Below are 19,188 nucleotides of genomic sequence, written 5' to 3' on the forward strand. Positions count from 1 at the left end.
ATATACAGTTTTATCTAAAAATTTAGTTTTGCTAAACGATCAAAGGCTTCACCTAAAATTTCCAATGGCTGAGTCGCTGCTAGTCGAATATAGTTGTCCCCGATCGTTTCCCCAAACGCTTTTCCAGGGACAAAAAGTACGCCGCTTTTTTCTAAAACCTCTTCCACAAACGTTACTGAATCGAGCCCACTCTTACTGATATTAATAAAAGCATACATGCTTCCAGAAACAGAAGATAAAGATAAGTAAGGGATTTCTGCCACTCTTTTTTCAACATAGGCTAACCGTTCTTTGAATACTTCAACAACTGGCGGTACAAGCTGTTCATAGTGCTTTAATGCATAGATTGCACCTCTTTGAGAAGCAGTCGGTGCGGAATAAGTGATGTTTTCATTGATCAACCCAGCAATTTGATTGATGTATGCTGGTGCGATCATGTACCCTAAGCGCCAGCCAGTCATCGCAAACCCCTTCGATACACCACTGACAGTGATCGTATTATCGGGCGCAAATCGCGCCATCGGTACGAACTTCTCTTTAAAGGCAAAGTCTTCATAAATCTCATCGGAAATGATATAGAGTTCATTTTCGATTGCGACTTCAGCGATTTTTTTCAACGTGCTTTCAGAAAAAACAGCTCCCGTAGGATTATTCGGCGAATTGATGACGATCACCTTTGTACGATCCGTAATCGCTGCTTTTAAATCTTCCACATCCAACTGGAAGCCCTTTTCTTCATAGGTAGGAACAAAAACAGGCTTGCCTCCAGATAAAATGACTTGTTCCCGATATGGTGAAAAGTAAGGTTCATGGATGATGACCTCATCCTCTGGATCTAGTAATGCCTGTAAAACTAGATACATCCCGTGCATTGCTCCGACTGTAGCTCGAACTTGGTTGCATTCAACGCTCAATCCATATTTCTTTTGATAAAAATCTACGACCGTTGACAAGAAATCTTTGCTGCCATCAGGCGCAGTATAATTAGTAGCACCATTTTTTACATCTGTATAAGCTGCTTCAATAATCGTCGGATCAGTGATCAAATCAGGATCACCAATCGATAAATCGATAATATCCTCTTTTTCCTTTGCTAAAATAGCAATATTCATCAACAGATTTTCTGCTGGTTGCTGAAACCGGCGTGCAATCTTACTTTTGTCCATCTTACTTCCTCCATCTTTGTTACAACACTTTGTTCAAGAAATCTTGTGTTCGACTATTTTGCGGATTTTCAAAAATCTCTTTCGGTGTTCCCTCTTCTTGAATGATGCCGTCAGCCATAAAAATCACACGATCGGCAACTTCTTTAGCAAAACCCATTTCATGAGTGACCACGACCATCGTCATCCCTTTTTTAGCTAAATCCTGCATGACGGCCAACACTTCACCGACCATTTCAGGATCAAGTGCAGATGTAGGTTCATCGAAAAGCATCACATCAGGATTCATTGCTAATGCTCGAGCAATTGCTACCCGTTGTTGCTGTCCCCCAGATAAACTGGTAGGATAACTGTCCACTTTTTCCTTTAGACCAACTTGGTTCAATAATGATAGAGCATGTTCTTTTGCTTTTTTAGGGTCTTCTTTTTTGATTTTTACAGGTGTGATGGTCAAATTTTCAAGTACATTCATATGGGGAAACAAATTAAAACTTTGAAATACCATTCCCATTTTTTGACGAATTTGATTGATATCGCTGTCAGGGGCTGTAATGTTTTGTCCCTTAAAAAAGATTTCACCAGAAGTTGGTTCTTCCAGCAGATTCATACAACGTAGAATTGTACTTTTCCCACTTCCTGAAGGGCCAATGATCACCACTACTTCTCCTTCTTTCACAGAAAGATCAATTGATTTTAAGACTTCATTCTCGCCAAAACTTTTTGACAGTTTTTTTACATTAAGCATTCAGACCCATTCTCCTTTCAACTAAAGCTAATATACGGGAAATACTGAAGGTCAACACGAAATAGATCAAAGAGACCAACACATATGGTAAGAATGGTTTGAAGCTAGCACCTTGTACCACGCCCGTTTGAAAGATCAATTCCGATACCCCAATGACTGAAACAACAGAAGATTCTTTGATGATCGTGACAAACTCATTTCCTAGAGCTGGAAGAATATTTTTGATTGCTTGTGGGAAGATGATGAAACGCATGGCTTCTTTCTGATCCATCCCTAAAGAACGTGCAGCTTCCATCTGTCCTTTGTTGACCGCATTAATCCCAGCCCGAACAATTTCGGCTACATAAGCAGCACTATTCAACGAGACAGCAATACAACCTGCTACCAGTTTCGATAGATCCAATCCCAGTACTCCTGTTCCGAAGTAAACGATAAAGATTTGAACTAAGAGAGGTGTTCCCCGTACGTATTCGATATAAATAATGGCTAATGCCTTTAAAAATTTATTCTTACCCAATTTCATCAGTGCGAGCAAACTACCAAAGACCATTCCAAACAATACACCCACAAAAGCTAATAAAATAGTGTATTTTGTTCCAATCAAATAATACGGACCGTATTTTTGAAGAAAGGACTGATCATCTTGGAACATCAATTGATTCGCTTGTTTTTGATAGTCTTTCAGCAATCCGCCGTCATTGATCGTTTTGATTGACGCATTGACATGATTTTTCAGTTCTGGTGTATTTTTTGACATCGCAATAGCTGTAGTTTTTTCACCTTGCGCAAATTTTACTGGAGTCAAAGCTACTTTCTTATTCTGTTGGGCATATGCTTCTGCAACTGGTTGTTCCAGCACAACACCTTCAACTTTTTCATTCAGCAAATTATTGATCAGATCAGGAACTTTTTGCAGGGAGGTCAACTCTGCACCAGTCAGTTCATTTTTCACTAACTCCTCTTGTGTGGTTTGCTTTTGCGCCCCAACGGCTAAGCCAGAAAAGTCGGCTGTCGTCTTAAATTTATTTTTGTCCTCTTTACGAACGAGTACTTTTTGCTGTACCACGAAATATGGGTCAGAAAAGTCAACTTCTTGTAAACGTTCTTCAGTCACCGCCATACCAGATATAACTAGATCGATCTTACCTGTTTTCAACGCACCTAATAATGCATCAAAACCAAGTTCTTCTACTTTTAGTTTCACACCCATATCCTTTGCGATCTTTTCGGCAATGGATACATCAAAACCAACGATTTTATCCTTACCATCCACATTCGCATGGAATTCATAGGGCGCATAGTCTGCAGATAGGCCAACGACTAATTCTCCACTTTGTTTTATCCGCTCGTAAATTTCATCTTTTTCTGCACCTTGTACTTTTACTGGTAAAAAAACCAGTAGAAACATCAGCGCCGCTAATAATATGTTCATTCCTTTTTTCATCCATTTGGCCACCTTTGAATAATAATGTAATCATAAAAGCTATAAAAGAATAAATATTCATAAATAACTTGCTAATATACTAGCATAACTATTATAATAAAAAAAGATTATTTTAAAAAAATAATGGAAGAAGTTTTTTATATGACAAAAAATTTAATTGTTCGCGGAGCCCCTCAAGAGTATGAAATAAAAGAAAACGCATGGGATTCACTCCCTGAACACCTTTACAAAAGGCATATCGACAACGTTTTGATTCTCCATGGAAAAACATCTTGGAAAGCAGTAAAAGATGATTTCCCAGAGTTATCAATAACAAAACTTTTTGAATATTATGGTGGAGAATGTACCGATCCACTTGCTGACAGTTTTGTTTCTTTATGCAAAAAGAAGGATTTCAATGGTATTATTGCAGTCGGCGGCGGGAAAGTAGCAGATCTAGGAAAATTGATTGCTTATAAGACAAACTTACCAATCATCATCTTACCTACCTTAGCTGCGACGTGCGCAGCTTATACTCCACTTAGTGTGGTCTATAATGAAGAAGGAGTGATGCTTCGCTATGATATGTTCCCTAAAGCAAATGATTTAGTGTTGATCGATCCAAAGATCATTTTGCACTCCCCTCGCGAGATGATGATTGCCGGTATTGGTGACACCTTAGCAAAATGGTATGAATCTCACGCAATCATCTCTCAGTTAACGATCAAGCCTATCGAAGTCCAAGTAGCGGAATTTGCAGCGTTACGATGCCGTGAAATCCTTTTAGAGAAAAGTGCAGAGGCAATGGAAGCGATGGACCAGCAAAAAATCAATCAAGCTTTTATCGATGTCGTGGAAACAAACATTTTATTGGCTGGTATGGTTGGTGGGTTTGGCGATGACTACGGCCGAACAGCTGGAGCTCATTCCATTCACGATGCGATGACCGTACTCCCTGATAGCCATCAGCAACTTCATGGAAACAAAGTGGCATACGGTATCCTTGTCCAGCTGATGATCGAAAATAAATTAGCAGAAATCGAACACCTACTGCCTTTTTATCATCACTTGAACTTACCAACGAGTTTAGCTGATATGGATTTACATTTAACAGAAAGTGACTATCAAGCCGTAGCTGAACGTGCATGTTTGCCTGATGAAATGATCCACTTCATGAAAGAAACGATCACCCCAGCACTGGTTGTCCAGAAAATGAAAGAGTTAGAACAAGTGACACAGGGATAGTTAGCCCCTTATACCATGGCAGTCAGCTTTTTTATTGATCGGCTCAATGGTCAAAAAAACAAGAAGTGGAAAAAATTGACATTCCACTTCTTGTTTTTGCACTAATATTATAATTTCAAGGAAATATCCGTTGCTCATCTTATTTTAGAGAACGGAGGTGCTAAGTATGCTTTATACTGAAGTATTTCTAGCTGGATTCTTCTTTTTAACATTAAGCGTCTTTTTTGATCCTCCAATCGGTTATTTCTATGAAATTTCTATGAAGTTGATTGAATTATGAGCGCTTTTTTAGTATAGTTAAGCTTGTGTAAAAATTATAAAAGAGGAAGTATTTTATGAATAAATGGAAAAATTGGTTATTGGGCTCTGGGCTTGTCACGATCATGCTTTTCTTGTCCGGTTGTGTCCGCATGGATTCGAATGGTAACCCTGACACTTCAGGAATCATTTACCGTATATTGGTTCACCCAATGGGACAAGCGATTACATATTTAGTGGAAAACTTTAATTGGTCCTACGGCTGGGCTGTTATCTTGATGACAGTCATCGTTCGTATCATCATTTTGCCATTAGGTATTAGTCAATCGAAAAAAACAATGATCCAATCTGAAAAGATGCAAGCATTGAAACCACAAGTTGAAGCTGCGCAACAAAAATTGAAAGCTGCGACAACTCGAGAAGAACAAATGGCTGCACAAGCTGAAATGCAACAAGTTTATCGTGAAAATGGCTTAAGTATGACTGGTGGTATCGGTTGTTTACCGCTTCTGATCCAAATGCCGATCTTTTCTGCGCTATATTTCACTGCTCGCTATACAGAAGGCATCCGTGAATCAACCTTTTACGGGATCGACCTAGGTAACCCTAGCTTAGTTTTAGTAGCGATTGCCGGTATTGCTTATTTACTTCAAGGCTATATCTCAACTATCGGTATTCCTGAAGAACAAAAGAAAACGATGCGTACGATGCTGATCGTATCACCCGCTATGATCGTCTTCATGTCGATCAGCGCCCCAGCTGGTGTCACTCTTTACTGGGTAGTCGGTGGGATCTTTAGTTGCCTACAAACATTCATTACGAATGTCATCATGAAACCAAGACTAAAAGCGCAAGTTGCGGAAGAATTAAAACAAAATCCGCCAAAACAAGTGGTGACGCCTCGTAAAGATGTCACACCTGCTGAACCTGCGAAGCAAACAAAAAAACAAGTACAAGCACCAAAAAACAATGCGAAGAATGGTCGGAATGCTGGTAAACAGCAAAAGCGTAAATAGTAAAAAGTTATTTGTAGCTGAATAGCTTCTTCGATCGATCAAGATCACTTCTGATCCTATGACGATAAAAGCCAACGTACTGTGAAATATAGAAAACTATATTTCGCGGTACGTTGGCTTTTTTATACACGGCCTCTTTATACATCCGTATTTATATCCAGTTGTATCAACAGTCAAGAAGTTGTGCTTGATTATTCTTCTTCATCGTCTCCCATGCCAGCAATCACTTGGTTCACTGAAACGATGCTCTCACGACCCGAACCAATAAAATCTGGTTCTGCTCCAATCATTTGCGAATTGATGAATTCGATGACCATCGGCAAATTCATGCCAGCATATAGTTCGATCGTTTCACCTTCCATGATTAGCTTGGAAACGGTATTTGCAGGTGTCCCACCCAACAGATCGCAAAGCACTACGTAATCTTTCAATGGTGCTGTAACGGAGAGGAATCTTTCTTTGTACGTGTCCGCGCCATCTTCAGGCAATAAAGGGATCGTATAGATATTTTCTTGTGGTCCCATGATCATTTCTGTACTGTTTTTTAGTTCTTCACAAAATTTACCATGACTAATCAAGACTAGTTGTCTACTCATCTTTCCAATTCTCCCTTATTTCGAAATCACACCTAATGCAGATAATGCTACACATACGATCAATACGATGAATATTGCTCGAGTAGGTGTCATATTTTTCTTACCTAACATCCAATAAACGCCACCAACGATGCCAGCTGGTAAAAGTTTAGGTAAGATCATATCGATATAGTTTTGCATATTCAACGTTACATCCCCAATCGTTGGTGCCCATGAGAATTTAACATTGATCATGGTTGCTACTAACGCTCCGACCATGAAAACTCCTAGTAAAGTAGCCGCATCTGTCAATGCAGTCAAGCGTGATTGCATCGTGGTAACTAGAGAAATCCCTTCTTTGTAGGCAAATTCTAGTTGTTTCCAACGAAAGACCATGACAGCGACCTGAGCAAGGATCCAGATAAGGATACCTACTGGATTACCATCTGTTGCCATATTTGCGGCTAAAGCTCCAAATATGGTCGGGATCAATGCCGCAAATACAGAATCACCAATTGCAGCGAAGGAACCCATCAACCCTGCTTTCATCCCAGAAACAGTTTCCTTTGAAGAAACTCCTTCTTTTTCTTCGATAGCAAGATCGATCCCAGTAATGATCGTGTTAAAGAAATTAGACGTATTAAAAAATTGCGTATGTGTTTTCATCATTTCTTTTAATTCTGGTGTGTCATCACCATAGATTTTTCTAAGTTGTGGCAAGATAGTATACAGATAACCTGAACCTTGCATTCTTTCATAGTTCCAACCTAATTGGAAAGTAAACAAACTTCTACGATTGATCTGCTTAAAATCTTCTTTGGTCAATTTATAATTAGATTTCGTCATCTTCGATTTCCCCCTCATCAGATTGTGATTGCTGACTTACTACTGGATGTTGGTCATTCTTTTGATCATTCTTATAACTGATCGTTGCCAGTGCTAGACCAATCAATGCCACAGCAAGCATCGGTAATGAATTGAATGTTCCTGGGAAATCTTTGACCACGCTAGCCACACTTGTTCCTAACAATTGGACATTCGAGAACACTGTTGCTAACAATGCTGTGATCGTAAATCCTAAAATCAGATAAGAAATGTGTTTCTTTACAGGTAGGTAGCGTAGCAAAATTGCAAACCCGACTGCTGGTAAGACTGCCCCTGCAACAGATAAGCCATCACCTAGCCATTTTAGGTCGCCGTTTAAAACAGCCACAACATTTTGGACTAAGCCACCACCGAATGCTAGGGCCAAGAATACAGGAACCATTCTGGAAAGTGCCCAAGGTAGTGCCCCCATCAAGAAGTTCCGTTCAATTGCTTTGTAATTCATTGTTTCCACATGTTGATCGATCCGATGTGCAAAATACGTATTCGCAAAGCGTGCTAAAATATCTAATTGGATCATCAAACTTGCCACAGGAACCGCAATGGCCGCAATTGCTTGTTCTGGATTCATCCCTAGAGAAATAGAGAAAGCTGTTGCTAAAAGCGTTCCAGAGTTAGCATCGATTTTTGATGCACCACCAAATGTCCCTACCCCTAAAACAGTCAACTGCATACTTCCACCGATGATTAAACCTGCTTTTAAATCACCCATTACTAACCCAGCATATAATCCTGCAAAAACTGGGGCGCTCATTGAAGAATAAATCTGTAATTCATCTAAAATTTGATACCCTGCATATAATGTTAATAATAATATCTGCCACCATTGAATATCCATGAATCATTCCTCCTATTTGATTAAAAGACTCATAAAGTCTTCTGCTTTGTCATTTGGCACCATTTGAGCGATCAAATGAACGCCAAGCTGATCTAATTTCTTGAAGACCTCTACATCCGCATCTACGACATTGATTGATTTTGTGATGGAACGTGTTTCATCTGTTTGTGACATATTGCCGACATTTAATTCTTTGATCGGTACACCTTTTTCTACTAGCGCTAAGATACGATCTGGTTTTTTCGCTACGATCAGCACTCGTTGAGAATCATATTTACCTGCTAAAATATTTGCGGCTGCTTTTTCAATAGGTAAAATACTTAATTTGACTCCAGCTGGTGTTGCCAACTTTAACCCACTTTTTTCGATCGCATTTGTTGCTACCTCATCGTCTACGACCATGATCCGACCAATATTCAACTTCGTTGTCCAGAGATTTGCCACTTGTCCATGTATCAAACGTCCATCAATTCTTACTCCAATAATTGCCATCATCCATTCTCCTTTTCTAACTTTTTTCTATTGGTTCTTTGACAAAATCTATAACTTCACTGAATCTACCTTCTGTTTCAAAGATAACGATTTCATTTTGTCCTTTTCTAAGTAAACCCTCGGGAACAAACAGTGAAAGAATTGGTCCTACTTCCCAAAAACGACCAATATTCGTGCCATTCACCCAAACGATCCCTTTCCCAAACTCACTAAGGTCCAAATAAGTATCACCGATTTCTGACAGTTCCGCTTCAAAGCGGTAAAATGCTGGTTGACCTGTTTCCCATTTTCTTGAAAAATCGATGTGTTCTGCTGTCTCTAAAGGTAAACAATACTGTGTCCATTCTGTGATAAAATGAAGATCGCTCATCACCCCCGTACGTATTCCTTTTCTTTGCGTATCAGCTAGCAGCTTGTGTCCATAGTTGACCCGTCCCATATTTTCAAATAATAGATCAATTTGGTGGTCTTCTTTTTCAAGTGTCAATGGAATGGTCTCGCCGATCTCTGTTTGATATTGGATCGCTTGCTTTTCTTCATCGAGAAAAACATGGACCCGATCACGTCCGTCGATGATCCGCAATTTTTCATTGGTCGCATCTTTTTTGATCGTTGTTCGATACAATAGGTATCCAGTATTCTGACCCAATTCTTCCATTGTTTGAGGATAGGTCGAGTGGATTGGATCGCTGATGGTATCAAGTGTTGCGAAAAAGCTGACTTTTTCTTTCAAGTTGATTCCTTTTTTGACGATTGTTTCTTTTATCCATGGTTCCATTTGCTGCATTTCTGGAAAATTTTCTGCCATCATTCGTTTCAGAGCAAAATATTTTTCCGTCGGATTTCCCTGCTCATCCAATGGTGCATCGTAATCATAGGAAGTGACTTGCGGCAAATCAATCGTGCCTCTGGCTGAACAGCCATTCATAAATCCAAAATTGGTTCCACCATGGAACATATAGAGATTGATACTGCCGATCTGTAATGCTTCTTTGACTGCATCCGCTAATTCTTCCGGATCTCTTTTAATGATCGGCTCTTTCCAACGATTAAACCAGCCATCCCAAAATTCCATACACATCAACGGCCATTTTTTACCATGTGCTTCAAAAAACTGGGCCATATCTGCAAAATTTTCTTTTGCTTTTGAGCCAAAATTCCCTGTCGTAAAAACATCATCGTCGATCAAACTGCCTGCTCTTAATGTGGCTTGCCACGGTCCATCAGAAGTGAATAGCGGTACATTGATCCCGCCTTCCTCCAAGTATTTTTTTACTTGGCGCAGATATGCTTTCTCTTCACCATACGAACCGTACTCATTTTCTACCTGCACCATTAAGACGTTGCCACCATGAGTGACTAGATGAGGAACGATTTTAGGTAGTAGCGTTTGGTAATACCGTTTGACATACTTCATGAAGCGAGGATCCGCTGAACGAATACGGCACTCCTTTGTCAATAGCCAAGCAGGCAAGCCACCAAATTCCCATTCTGCACAAATATAAGGGGCTGGACGTACGATTGCGTATAATCCAAGGGATTGCGCTAACTCTAGAAAATGGGAAAGATCCAATATTTTCGAAAAATCATAGGTTCCTTCTTCTTTTTCATGGAGATTCCAAGGCACATAGGTTTCCACAGTATTAAATCCAAGCGCTTTCAAATTGTGCAATGACCGCTCCCAATTCGTCGGATGCACTCGGAAATAATGGATGGCACCAGATAAAATTTTGAAAGGTTGACCGTCTAACAAAAACTCTTCTTTTATTTCAAATCTAGTCAAGCAAATTTCCTCCTCGTTTTTAGAAACCGCTTTCTAATTTTATAATCAACGAATCTTTCTGACGTTGATTTCCCCCCTAAAATAATCGACTTTCACAGGATCGATCCATCCTGTTTTTTCTTGTTGTGCATTCGCCATCCCACAGGCCATCGCAAACGCAAGTGTTTCTTCAATCGTATAGCTCTTTGATAGAGCATGTGCTAAGCCTGCAATAGTCGAATCTCCTGACCCCACAGGATTCACCACCGCGATTTTAGGAATCGTAACCCGATAGAAGTGTCTCCCTACTTTAGCGATCGCTCCTTTTGCGCCTAGCGAAAGAACGATCCAATTGATTCCTTCAAAAAGCGGATGATCCAATAATGATTGGATTTCATCTAACGAAGTAGCCGAAGAAATTGTTTGGTGGACCAACTCTCCTAATTCTTCCAAATTAGGTTTGATCAAAAATGGTTTTTCCTTGCCTTCCAAGACTTCAAGCAAGGTTTGGCCAGAAGTGTCTAATAATACTCGTTTGCCTTTTTTATTCGTTAAGGCAAGTAACTCTGCATAATAATTTTTAGAAAATCCTTGTGGCAGACTACCCGAAATCGTAAAGATATCAGTTGTTTCCATTAGTCGTGCAAAATGCTCGGTAAATTTATGTTGCTCTTCTTCTGTCACAACAGGACCGCTTTCCAATAGTTCTGTTTGATTCGCTCCATGTAAAATAGCAATCGAATCTCTCGTTTCCCCTTTGATAGGTAAAAATTGATGCTTTATCCCTGATTGATCGAGTTGTTCTTTGATATATGCGCCATGCTGCCCGCCGACTAATCCAGTAGCTAAAACATCATCTGCTAATAAATGAAGGACACGAGCAACATTCAAGCCTTTTCCTCCAGCCGTTTTGTTGACCGTTTTGACCCGATTGACTTGGTCGATCCGTAATTCATCCAACGTGTAAGCGATGTCAATTGAAGGATTCATGGTAACTGTCGTGATCATTTTGCTGTCACCGAATCTTCTTTTACTTTGTCAAACCAAGGGGTGGCGTTTTCATTTATCACTTTATTCAACGATTCGATATTTTGTCGCCCTTGTGTTCTCAACCACTCAATCGCACCTTCTCTGCCATTTTCAACATATGCTTTGACTCCATCTTTCCAAGTCGCACGTCCGCATAACACACCATTGAATGTTGAACCAGATTCATGAGCAAAGACCAATGTTTGTTGGAACAATGCAGTCGAAACCCCTGCACTCAAGAAGATAAATGGTAACGGTGTTGCGTCACTTTGTTCCTTGAAGAATGCCGCTGCTTCTTTTTTACTATACGCAATTTCACTATCAGAATAGCCTTCTACATAGTTCATATTGACTGGCACTTCTACTTTCAATACATCCACTTTGTATTTAGGATCAGAAAATTCTTTCATCATCTCGATCACTTTATGCGGTTTGATCTTCGCATATTCTAACGAAGTGCTGTCATTGATTTTGGCATCATACGAAACCAATTCTAGATAAAACGGACGCTTTTCACCTGCACATTCACTGCCTAAGCGTTCGATAAATACATGTTTCAAATGATTGATCTCTGGGTCTTCATCTACATCATAATAAAGCAAAAACTTGATCGCATCGGCTGTTTGTTCCTTTAATCTAAGCGTGGACCAATCCGCTAATAAATCAGGCAGACGTCCTGGAGTTGTCGCATCATAACCCGTTTTTTCATAGGCTAAAAGCAGTCCTGCTTCCTGATGTCTGGCTTTAGCAGCTGGCAATCCATACTCTGGATCTAGTAAAATAGCAGAAGCATAAGGCGTTAATTCTGCTGATACTAATTCTTTGAATTCAGTGATCTGTTGCGCCGTTGGTTCTTTTCCTAACGCTTTGATCATCTTTTTCAAAGCACCGCGTTGATCAATTGCCAATGCACTGATGATTCCTTCTTTTGTTGATAAACTCTTCATAGCTGCAACTTTTTCTTCATTCATCCTTCGTTTCCCCTTTGTTCGCATATTCATGGATAATGACACCTTTGACCACTCGATTGACTGTACCTGTAGGCGATGGTGTGTCTGGTTTATTCGCTACTTTTATCGACGTATCGAGCGCAATGATTTGGGCTGTCATGATCATAGGTAACGCAAGATACGCATCAGGTAGGCTGATCGAAGCTTCTAACAAAAGACTTGTACCTGTGAAATCGATGTTTCCTGGTTGGGCGATCGCGATGACATTCGTGGTAATTTGGTCATCTTTTATTTCTTCTAGAATATCTAAGTCATAATTTCTTGTATACGGTTGGTTATTAACAAAACCAATAACAAGTGTTTCGCTATTTAAAAACGATTTTGGTCCATGGCGGAAGCCCATAGAAGAATCAAAGATCGTTGCCACTTTACCGGCTGTCAATTCCAATATTTTCAATTGTGCTTCTCTCGTTGCACCAGCCAAACTTCCTGAACCAAGATAGGCGATACGTTCAAATGACTTAGGCAATAATTTTTGGATTTCTTGATCTCGTGAAATTAGATCTTCTCCAGTTCTGATCAATTGTTGAAGATAACTTTCTTTTTTCTCAACGGCAGTTTGGTCGAATACCCATAACGCACTCAACAACATGCACGTAAAACTTCCTGTCATGGCAAATCCTGCATCATTTGATTTTTCTGGCATCAGTAAAAGATAATTTCGTTCATCTGTCGCTGCATTCTTTGCCAACTGACCTTCTTTAGCACAAGTGATCGTCAAATGGAACAATGTCTTGATTTGTTCATTGGCAATCTTGACTGTTGCCACACTTTCTGGACTATTTCCACTACGTGCAAATGACACCAGTAATGTCGGTTCATCAGGAAATAGAAATTCTTTCGGTGAAGACACGATGTCTGTCGTACCAAAGCTATGAAAAATAAAGTGATCGTTATCCCCGTATTCATTTAAATAAGGCACCGCTGTATCCCCGACATATTGTGATGTGCCTGCACCAGTAAAAATCACTCGAACTCTTTTGCCATTTGCTGCTTTTTTTATCTGGTCAAAAAACAATGCTAATTTTTCTTGATTCTGTGCTAATATCTCAGCTGTTTCTTTCCATAATTGCGGTTGCTGTTTGATTTCTCGCGTAGTTATTTCCGCACCCAACTCTTTTAATTTATCCTTCGATAGTTCAAACATGTTGTTTTCCCTCTCAATCATTTTCGGACGTGGCGGATCTTATAATGAAACTGGTCTGCTCTCGCTACACTATCCGTATATTCAATAATTTCATTTTTCACATTATAGGTCGTTCGGCTTAGATGTAATACCGGGGCACCATCAGCGATACGAAGCGGATCAGCATCTTTCTTTTGAACGATACTTGCATAAAATTCTTCATCTGCTAATTGGACTTGCTGTTCATAATCCTGAGAAAACACATCATACAATGGCTTACTTTCAAGTAATGGCAGATCAAGACCAATAAATAGTTTTGCAGGTAAATAAGAACGTTCCACCATCAATGGTTCGTCATCCGCTAAACGAAGTCTTTTCAATTTGAAAACTGTTTCGCCTAAATTGATGTTTAGATTCTTGGCAACCTTTTTGTTTGCTTCCATTTGCTTGAATTCCAAGATGACTGTATTAGGCACCCGTCCCAATTCCCTCATCTCTTCTGTAAAACTATACGCTCCCGCCAGATCAGACGACTTATCTGATAGATCAGACACATATGTTCCTTTTCCGTGTCGGCGATAAATATACCCTTGCGTCTCTAATTCTTGCAAAGCAAGGCGAACCGTTGTCCGACTCACTCCATAATGCTGACAAAGTTCTCTTTCAGATAACAATTTGTCATGAGGTGTCATCTGTGTTTCGATACGTTCTTTCAATACGTCAACTAGTTGATAATATAATGATTTTCCTTTACTTGAGCTCTCCATAAAAATACCTCTTCTTTACTGGTTATAACCACAACACAAGAATACCCACATATTCCTCATTTGTCAAAGGGTTTTTGGCAATAAAAAGCTATTATAACAAGGTTTAAAGGTAATTTAGAACTGGTATCAAAAGATACCTCAAAAATACCAGTTGACAATAAAAGAACAAAAAAAAGACGAATTTTATAAATAATTCGTCTACATAGATTAACTTATTGAACAATGTAATTCACATTGATAACTATGATATTCTTGTAACTAGCGTTTTTTTCTCCCACTTCATTTACACCCAACCACCAAAAAAATTAAAAATCATACGTTAGTAATAATTAAAAAATAACTTTTGCGTTTTTACACTTTATTTCTATAAAATTTGACAAATATTTTTTTAAATAACTAATTATTTTTTCAGATCGCATCTCAAAAAATTCTTTTCTTATTTCTTAACATAAATAGAAGTTGCTATTTCTTCTAATAATGTACCTAATTCTTTACTCTTTCGTTTTCCTTCTTCTAACATCCAAATACTTGCTCCCTTTTCGCCTTCTGTAACAAAAGGTGCTACTCCCTTCGCCCATGTTGCGCGCCCACATAAGACACCGTTGAATGTTGAACCTGATTGTTTTGCAAAACGCAATGTCTCTTGAAATAGTACAGTGCTGACTCCCGCACTTAAAAAAATAAACGGTAGTTCTGTCACTTTCGATTGTTCATAGAAATACGTGGATGCTTCTGCTTGACTATAACAAGCCACTTGCCCATACCCTTCCACAAATTTCATGTTCACTGGAACTTCGACTTTCAATACATCCACTTGATAACGTTCTTTTGAAAATTCTCGCATGCCTTCAATAACTTTATGTGGTTTTACTTTTGCATAATCAAGAGAAGAAGGATCAACAATAGTTGCATCATAAGAAAGAATCTCTAAAAAGAAAGGTATGCCTTCTGCTTCGCATTCTGAACCTATCCGTTCTATAAATATTTGTTTTTGCACATTAATCTCAATTGTTTCATCAACGTCATAGTACAATAAAAATTTACAAGCATCCGCACCAGCTTCTTTTAATCTTTTCACTGACCAACTATTCAATAAATCTGGTAATCTTCCCGGTATTTTTGTATCATAGCCGGTTTTTTCATAAGCTAGCAGCAAACCACATTCTTTCTCTCGAAGCTCTGCTGCAGGTAGTCCATATTCTGGATCGAGTAAAATAGCGGAAGCATACGGAGTCAGGTACTGAGAAACTAGCTGTTTAAATTTGATTATGTCTTCTGATGTCACTTCTTTATATTGGTCGATCATTTTCTTCAAAGCACCACGCTGGTCGATTGCTAACGCGTTAATAACACCAGATCTATCCGTCAATCGCTTCAAACGTTCCTGTTTTTCAATACTCATTTTCTTCATATATTTCCACCTATTTCTTTAATTAATATTGTGGCTATTTCTGTTTTTAACTTTGCTACTCTCAACTGTTCTGTAATCTCTTTTCGCATCAATGATCGTGCAACGAGAGACAATAATTTCAAATGAGTTGTTCCTGCTTCTGAAGCTGGAATAAATAAGGCAAAAACAAAATCAACTGACTGTTTATCTAAACTGTTCCATTCGATTCCTTTGCCCAGTGTGATGATGATCAAACTAGGTTCGTTGATTGCTTGAGACTTCGCATGAGGAATAGCGAAACCTGACATTATCCCTGTAGTACCTTCTTTTTCTCTTTCTAGAAGTTTTTGATATACTTCTTTTTCGTCTTGAGCAATTCCTAAGCAGAATGTTTGCTTTGCTAAAAACATAAATACTTCTTCTTGACTATCCAATTGCTGTTGTAAAAAAATGTTCTCTTTATGAATGATTGTCATGATAAGTTTCCTGCATTCCCTTCTTCGATAACTGTATGATTTGCTACTTCGTTATCCATCTTCTTTTCTTTATCAGTTACTCTTTTCTTTTGGATCAACCCTAGCATCACTCCACCAACGATCGAACCAATAAGAATCGCTATAACCCATTGGATTTTCCCCGTCACTACAGGTAATACTAAAAAACCGCCATGTGGGGCTGGTACTTGGACACCAAACAAATAAGTCAAAACAGCGTCATTTTTGTTTCTTTGAACGGTGAGACAAAAGAACTTGTCACCACCGCAAAGAATTGCTACGATGCAGAGATTGGTTCGATTCTAGTTACAGCCAATCATTCCTCTACACTCAAAGATTATTGCGAGATAAATCTCGTAGGTTTCAAATCAGAAGGTTCTTATTTCCCTGATTATGAAGTACGGTCACGCTTGCCTCTCCAGATCATCGCGAGAATTCTGCTTGACGCCTATGCATTACGGATGGGGGAGAATTGAGAAGCAATTTATCGTGATTGGTTACAGTATAAAACATCACATTTTTTATTCTTTGTATTGTATGGGCTCACAGAAAATTTTTATGCATAATGTTATTCGCAATCCGCAAAGTTACTTTAAGTAACAATTAAAACTCCTGAAAACCAAAAATATCTTTTTAATCAATAAAAAATTGACATATTTATTAATAATAAGCTATTCTATTATAGAAGATATGATTTTTGTTATTATTAATAACCAAAAGGAGTGTATTATGAAAAAGTTATCTCAAAAAAATTTAGCTCAAATTGTTATTAAATCTAGAAAATCCCTAAAAATGACACAACAACAACTTGCTGTAGCCACTGGTATCAATCGTGCCTTAATTAGTCGATTAGAATCTCTAGACTTTATTCCTTCAATACCACAATTAGAAGCATTAGCAGAAGTTTTAAATTTTGAACCAACAGATTTATTTATAAATGAATCAAATGAATCAAACAGGCCAAAATATCAGTCGAGAAATATTGCTGTAGCCGGTACTGGTTATGTAGGTCTTTCCATTGCTATTCTTCTTGCTCAGCACAATCAGGTAACAGCAGTAGACATTATTCCTGAAAAAGTAAAACAAATCAACAATAAGAAATCTCCAATCCAAGACGATTACATTGAAAAATATCTAGCTGAAAAAAAACTTAATTTAATTGCAACTACTGATGGTGCCGCCGCTTATAGTGAAGCCGATTTTGTTGTCATTGCTGCTCCAACAAATTATGATAGTAAACAAAATTATTTTGACACTTCTGCTGTAGAGTCAGTAATTAAATTGGTGTTAGAAGTCAATCCAAAGGCAATAATGGTCATCAAATCGACGGTACCCGTAGGCTATACCGAAAGTATTCGTGAAAAATACAACACTAAAAATATTTTATTCAGTCCAGAATTTCTCAGAGAATCTAAGGCATTATATGACAATCTATATCCTTCGCGAATTATTGTCGGCACGGACCAAACTAACAAAACTTTACTAGAAGCCTCTCAAACTTTTGCAGATTTACTCCAAGAAGGAGCAATCAAAAAAGATATCAAAACCCTTTTCATGGGATTTACAGAAGCTGAGGCAGTTAAATTATTCGCTAATACTTACCTTGCACTTCGAGTATCTTACTTCAATGAACTTGATACTTATGCAGAAATGAAAGGACTAAATACACAGGAAATCATTCACGGGGTTTGCTTAGATCCAAGAATTGGCACACATTACAATAATCCATCTTTTGGATATGGAGGCTATTGTTTACCAAAAGATACAAAACAACTTCTCACTAACTATAACGATGTTCCTCAGAATATGATAAGTGCAATTGTCGATAGTAATCGCACAAGAAAAGATTTTATTGCAGATCGCGTGCTTCAAAAAGCTGGATATTATTCTTACGATGACGACAATATTTTCGCTTTGTCTCTAGAAAAAGAAGTGGTTATTGGAGTCTATAGACTTACAATGAAAAGTAATTCGGACAACTTCCGTCAATCTTCTATTCAAGGTATTATGAAAAGAATCAAGGCAAAGGGGGCCACTGTGATAATTTACGAGCCAACACTTAAAAATGGTAGTACATTTTTTGGTTCAAAAGTAATAAATGATTTAGAAAATTTTAAAAGTATAAGTCATAGTATTATTGCTAATCGATATGATAGTATTCTTGATGATGTAAAAGAAAAAGTATATACCAGAGATTTATTCCAAAGAGATTAAAAAATAACACCTCTGGTTTGTAGTTTCTCTGAGGTGTTTTTGGCTCTATACTTTTTGATGTTGGTGAACTTCATCAACATCTTTTTTGTATAAAAAAATATAGAAAAGACACCCTGAAATCCTTTAGAATTAATTTGGCTACCAATTCATAGGAGGATTCAAGATGTCTCATACTCAGCTTATCAAAGATACCCTAAATATTCTAGACCTAAATATCCATTTCGAGGAAAATTGTTTAACTAAAGAAAAATATAAAGGGCAAATTTGCTTGATTTATAAAGGAACTCTTCTGTACAAGCCAGAAGAGTGTCCCCATTGTCTTTGTGTCGTCCCCTCTAGGATCATTCGTTGGGGGACGACAACCGTTCGGTTGTTACTGAATGATGTGTCTGAGTATCGCACTTATCTGGAGTTGAAGAAACAACGATTTAAATGTAAGTCTTGCCAAAGAACATTCGTAGCGGATACCTCTGTTGCTGAAAAACACTGTTTCATTAGTCAAAAAGTTCGTTGGTCTGTCATTGCTCGCTTAAAAGAGAATACTTCCATGACGGAAATCGCTCGTCAGAAAAATATCTCCACTTCTTCGGTTTATCGTATCATGAAGCGATTCTACCGCCCATTGAATCCTTTCAAACAGACTTTGCCAAAGGTCTTATGCTTTGATGAATTCAAATCAGTTCGAAGTGTTGCCAGTGCAATGAGTTTTATCATGATGGACGGACAAAGCCATGCATTATTGGATATTGTCGAAAA

Annotated in this window: 18 protein-coding genes and 2 pseudogenes; 5 read left to right on the top strand and 15 right to left on the bottom strand. The window is 38.4% G+C overall.

All coding sequences use genetic code 11. The annotated features are described in order from the left end of the window. Positions 1–14: 14 nt before the first annotated feature. Genes FGQ66_RS10980 through FGQ66_RS10990 form a run of 3 tightly spaced genes read right to left on the bottom strand, consistent with a single transcriptional unit; the run spans position 15 to position 3,352 of the window. Positions 15–1,166, bottom strand: a complete 1,152-nt coding sequence (locus tag FGQ66_RS10980; protein WP_115235991.1) for a pyridoxal phosphate-dependent aminotransferase — start codon at positions 1,164–1,166, stop codon at positions 15–17. Positions 1,167–1,185: 19 nt separating this feature from the next. Next, entirely contained in the window at positions 1,186–1,908 is a 723-nt protein-coding gene (locus FGQ66_RS10985; RefSeq protein WP_053109150.1) for an amino acid ABC transporter ATP-binding protein, read from the bottom strand. Then, complete coding sequence (locus FGQ66_RS10990) at positions 1,901–3,352, bottom strand: ABC transporter substrate-binding protein/permease (protein ID WP_138302430.1); 1,452 nt, start codon at positions 3,350–3,352, stop codon at positions 1,901–1,903. The genes FGQ66_RS10985 and FGQ66_RS10990 overlap by 8 nt, the downstream gene beginning before the upstream one ends. Before the next feature lie 141 nt (positions 3,353–3,493). Here FGQ66_RS10990 and FGQ66_RS10995 point away from each other — a divergent pair, with 141 nt between their 5' ends. Both FGQ66_RS10995 and yidC read left to right on the top strand, forming a co-directional pair. Then, on the top strand, positions 3,494–4,576 hold the full coding sequence (locus FGQ66_RS10995; RefSeq protein ID WP_138302431.1) for an iron-containing alcohol dehydrogenase family protein: 1,083 nt from the start codon (positions 3,494–3,496) through the stop codon (positions 4,574–4,576). Between the two features lie 335 nt (positions 4,577–4,911). Next, positions 4,912–5,850: a membrane protein insertase YidC gene (gene yidC, locus FGQ66_RS11000; protein WP_005875520.1), complete on the top strand. Its 939-nt coding sequence runs from the start codon at positions 4,912–4,914 to the stop codon at positions 5,848–5,850. A 191-nt stretch (positions 5,851–6,041) separates the two neighbouring features. Here the strand turns inward: yidC and FGQ66_RS11005 are convergent, their stop codons facing one another. From FGQ66_RS11005 to FGQ66_RS11060, 12 genes and pseudogenes are all read right to left on the bottom strand, one after another. Next, positions 6,042–6,446 (bottom strand): PTS sugar transporter subunit IIA, encoded by a 405-nt coding sequence (locus FGQ66_RS11005; protein WP_005875519.1) that lies wholly within the window; start codon positions 6,444–6,446, stop codon positions 6,042–6,044. Positions 6,447–6,461: 15 nt separating this feature from the next. Then, entirely contained in the window at positions 6,462–7,271 is an 810-nt protein-coding gene (locus FGQ66_RS11010) for a PTS system mannose/fructose/sorbose family transporter subunit IID (RefSeq protein ID WP_053109154.1), read from the bottom strand. Then, positions 7,258–8,148 carry a PTS mannose/fructose/sorbose/N-acetylgalactosamine transporter subunit IIC gene (locus FGQ66_RS11015; protein WP_138302432.1) on the bottom strand — a complete coding sequence of 297 codons (891 nt, stop codon included), beginning with the start codon at positions 8,146–8,148 and terminating at the stop codon, positions 7,258–7,260. The genes FGQ66_RS11010 and FGQ66_RS11015 overlap by 14 nt, the downstream gene beginning before the upstream one ends. Positions 8,149–8,160: 12 nt before the next feature. Continuing rightward, on the bottom strand, positions 8,161–8,640 hold the full coding sequence (locus tag FGQ66_RS11020; RefSeq protein WP_005875511.1) for a PTS sugar transporter subunit IIB: 480 nt from the start codon (positions 8,638–8,640) through the stop codon (positions 8,161–8,163). 16 nt (positions 8,641–8,656) lie between these two features. Continuing rightward, entirely contained in the window at positions 8,657–10,423 is a 1,767-nt protein-coding gene (locus FGQ66_RS11025; RefSeq protein WP_138302433.1) for a glycoside hydrolase family 35 protein, read from the bottom strand. Between the two features lie 45 nt (positions 10,424–10,468). Further along, on the bottom strand, positions 10,469–11,410 hold the full coding sequence (locus FGQ66_RS11030) for a hexose kinase (RefSeq protein ID WP_138302434.1): 942 nt from the start codon (positions 11,408–11,410) through the stop codon (positions 10,469–10,471). Beyond that, positions 11,407–12,402 carry a tagatose-bisphosphate aldolase gene (gene lacD, locus FGQ66_RS11035; RefSeq protein WP_138302435.1) on the bottom strand — a complete coding sequence of 332 codons (996 nt, stop codon included), beginning with the start codon at positions 12,400–12,402 and terminating at the stop codon, positions 11,407–11,409. The genes FGQ66_RS11030 and lacD overlap by 4 nt, the downstream gene beginning before the upstream one ends. Then, positions 12,395–13,588, bottom strand: coding sequence for an SIS domain-containing protein (locus tag FGQ66_RS11040; RefSeq protein ID WP_138302436.1), 1,194 nt, complete (start codon positions 13,586–13,588; stop codon positions 12,395–12,397). The genes lacD and FGQ66_RS11040 overlap by 8 nt, the downstream gene beginning before the upstream one ends. Positions 13,589–13,605: 17 nt before the next feature. Continuing rightward, on the bottom strand, positions 13,606–14,334 hold the full coding sequence (locus FGQ66_RS11045; protein WP_016177465.1) for a GntR family transcriptional regulator: 729 nt from the start codon (positions 14,332–14,334) through the stop codon (positions 13,606–13,608). Between the two features lie 436 nt (positions 14,335–14,770). Next, a complete protein-coding gene (locus FGQ66_RS11050; RefSeq protein WP_138302437.1) occupies positions 14,771–15,745 on the bottom strand; it encodes a tagatose 1,6-diphosphate aldolase in 975 nt (324 codons plus the stop codon). Next, positions 15,742–16,200, bottom strand: coding sequence for a fructose PTS transporter subunit IIA (locus FGQ66_RS11055; RefSeq protein WP_138302438.1), 459 nt, complete (start codon positions 16,198–16,200; stop codon positions 15,742–15,744). The genes FGQ66_RS11050 and FGQ66_RS11055 overlap by 4 nt, the downstream gene beginning before the upstream one ends. Further along, positions 16,197–16,436, bottom strand: a pseudogene (locus FGQ66_RS11060) (PTS fructose transporter subunit IIC); the annotation flags it as partial. The pseudogene FGQ66_RS11060 and the gene FGQ66_RS11055, both read right to left, overlap by 4 nt. Here FGQ66_RS11060 and FGQ66_RS11065 point away from each other — a divergent pair. From FGQ66_RS11065 to FGQ66_RS11075, 3 genes and pseudogenes are all read left to right on the top strand, one after another. Beyond that, positions 16,431–16,694, top strand: a pseudogene (locus FGQ66_RS11065) (phosphoheptose isomerase family protein); the annotation flags it as partial. The pseudogenes FGQ66_RS11060 and FGQ66_RS11065 overlap by 6 nt on opposite strands. A 253-nt stretch (positions 16,695–16,947) precedes the next feature. Further along, entirely contained in the window at positions 16,948–18,432 is a 1,485-nt protein-coding gene (locus FGQ66_RS11070) for a nucleotide sugar dehydrogenase (RefSeq protein WP_138302439.1), read from the top strand. 163 nt (positions 18,433–18,595) lie between these two features. After that, the coding region (locus tag FGQ66_RS11075) for a transposase family protein (protein ID WP_138302440.1) at positions 18,596–19,188 on the top strand (593 nt) is incomplete at its 3' end.

Source organism: Enterococcus sp. BSD2780061688st2 D3 (genome assembly GCF_005844145.1).
In the GTDB taxonomy this organism is placed as follows: Bacteria; Bacillota; Bacilli; order Lactobacillales; family Enterococcaceae; genus Enterococcus_B; species Enterococcus_B durans.

What these genes read in the sequence shown, in the direction of transcription:
- FGQ66_RS10980 (WP_115235991.1), bottom strand. Translation starts at nt 1,166, where the DNA reads ATGGACAAAAGTAAGATTGCACGCCGGTTTCAGCAACCAGCAGAAAAT.
- FGQ66_RS10985 (WP_053109150.1), bottom strand. Translation starts at nt 1,908, where the DNA reads ATGCTTAATGTAAAAAAACTGTCAAAAAGTTTTGGCGAGAATGAAGTC.
- FGQ66_RS10990 (WP_138302430.1), bottom strand. Translation starts at nt 3,352, where the DNA reads ATGAAAAAAGGAATGAACATATTATTAGCGGCGCTGATGTTTCTACTG.
- FGQ66_RS10995 (WP_138302431.1), top strand. Translation starts at nt 3,494, where the DNA reads ATGACAAAAAATTTAATTGTTCGCGGAGCCCCTCAAGAGTATGAAATA.
- yidC (WP_005875520.1), top strand. Translation starts at nt 4,912, where the DNA reads ATGAATAAATGGAAAAATTGGTTATTGGGCTCTGGGCTTGTCACGATC.
- FGQ66_RS11005 (WP_005875519.1), bottom strand. Translation starts at nt 6,446, where the DNA reads ATGAGTAGACAACTAGTCTTGATTAGTCATGGTAAATTTTGTGAAGAA.
- FGQ66_RS11010 (WP_053109154.1), bottom strand. Translation starts at nt 7,271, where the DNA reads ATGACGAAATCTAATTATAAATTGACCAAAGAAGATTTTAAGCAGATC.
- FGQ66_RS11015 (WP_138302432.1), bottom strand. Translation starts at nt 8,148, where the DNA reads ATGGATATTCAATGGTGGCAGATATTATTATTAACATTATATGCAGGG.
- FGQ66_RS11020 (WP_005875511.1), bottom strand. Translation starts at nt 8,640, where the DNA reads ATGGCAATTATTGGAGTAAGAATTGATGGACGTTTGATACATGGACAA.
- FGQ66_RS11030 (WP_138302434.1), bottom strand. Translation starts at nt 11,410, where the DNA reads ATGATCACGACAGTTACCATGAATCCTTCAATTGACATCGCTTACACG.
- lacD (WP_138302435.1), bottom strand. Translation starts at nt 12,402, where the DNA reads ATGAATGAAGAAAAAGTTGCAGCTATGAAGAGTTTATCAACAAAAGAA.
- FGQ66_RS11040 (WP_138302436.1), bottom strand. Translation starts at nt 13,588, where the DNA reads ATGTTTGAACTATCGAAGGATAAATTAAAAGAGTTGGGTGCGGAAATA.
- FGQ66_RS11045 (WP_016177465.1), bottom strand. Translation starts at nt 14,334, where the DNA reads ATGGAGAGCTCAAGTAAAGGAAAATCATTATATTATCAACTAGTTGAC.
- FGQ66_RS11050 (WP_138302437.1), bottom strand. Translation starts at nt 15,745, where the DNA reads ATGAAGAAAATGAGTATTGAAAAACAGGAACGTTTGAAGCGATTGACG.
- FGQ66_RS11055 (WP_138302438.1), bottom strand. Translation starts at nt 16,200, where the DNA reads ATGACAATCATTCATAAAGAGAACATTTTTTTACAACAGCAATTGGAT.
- FGQ66_RS11070 (WP_138302439.1), top strand. Translation starts at nt 16,948, where the DNA reads ATGAAAAAGTTATCTCAAAAAAATTTAGCTCAAATTGTTATTAAATCT.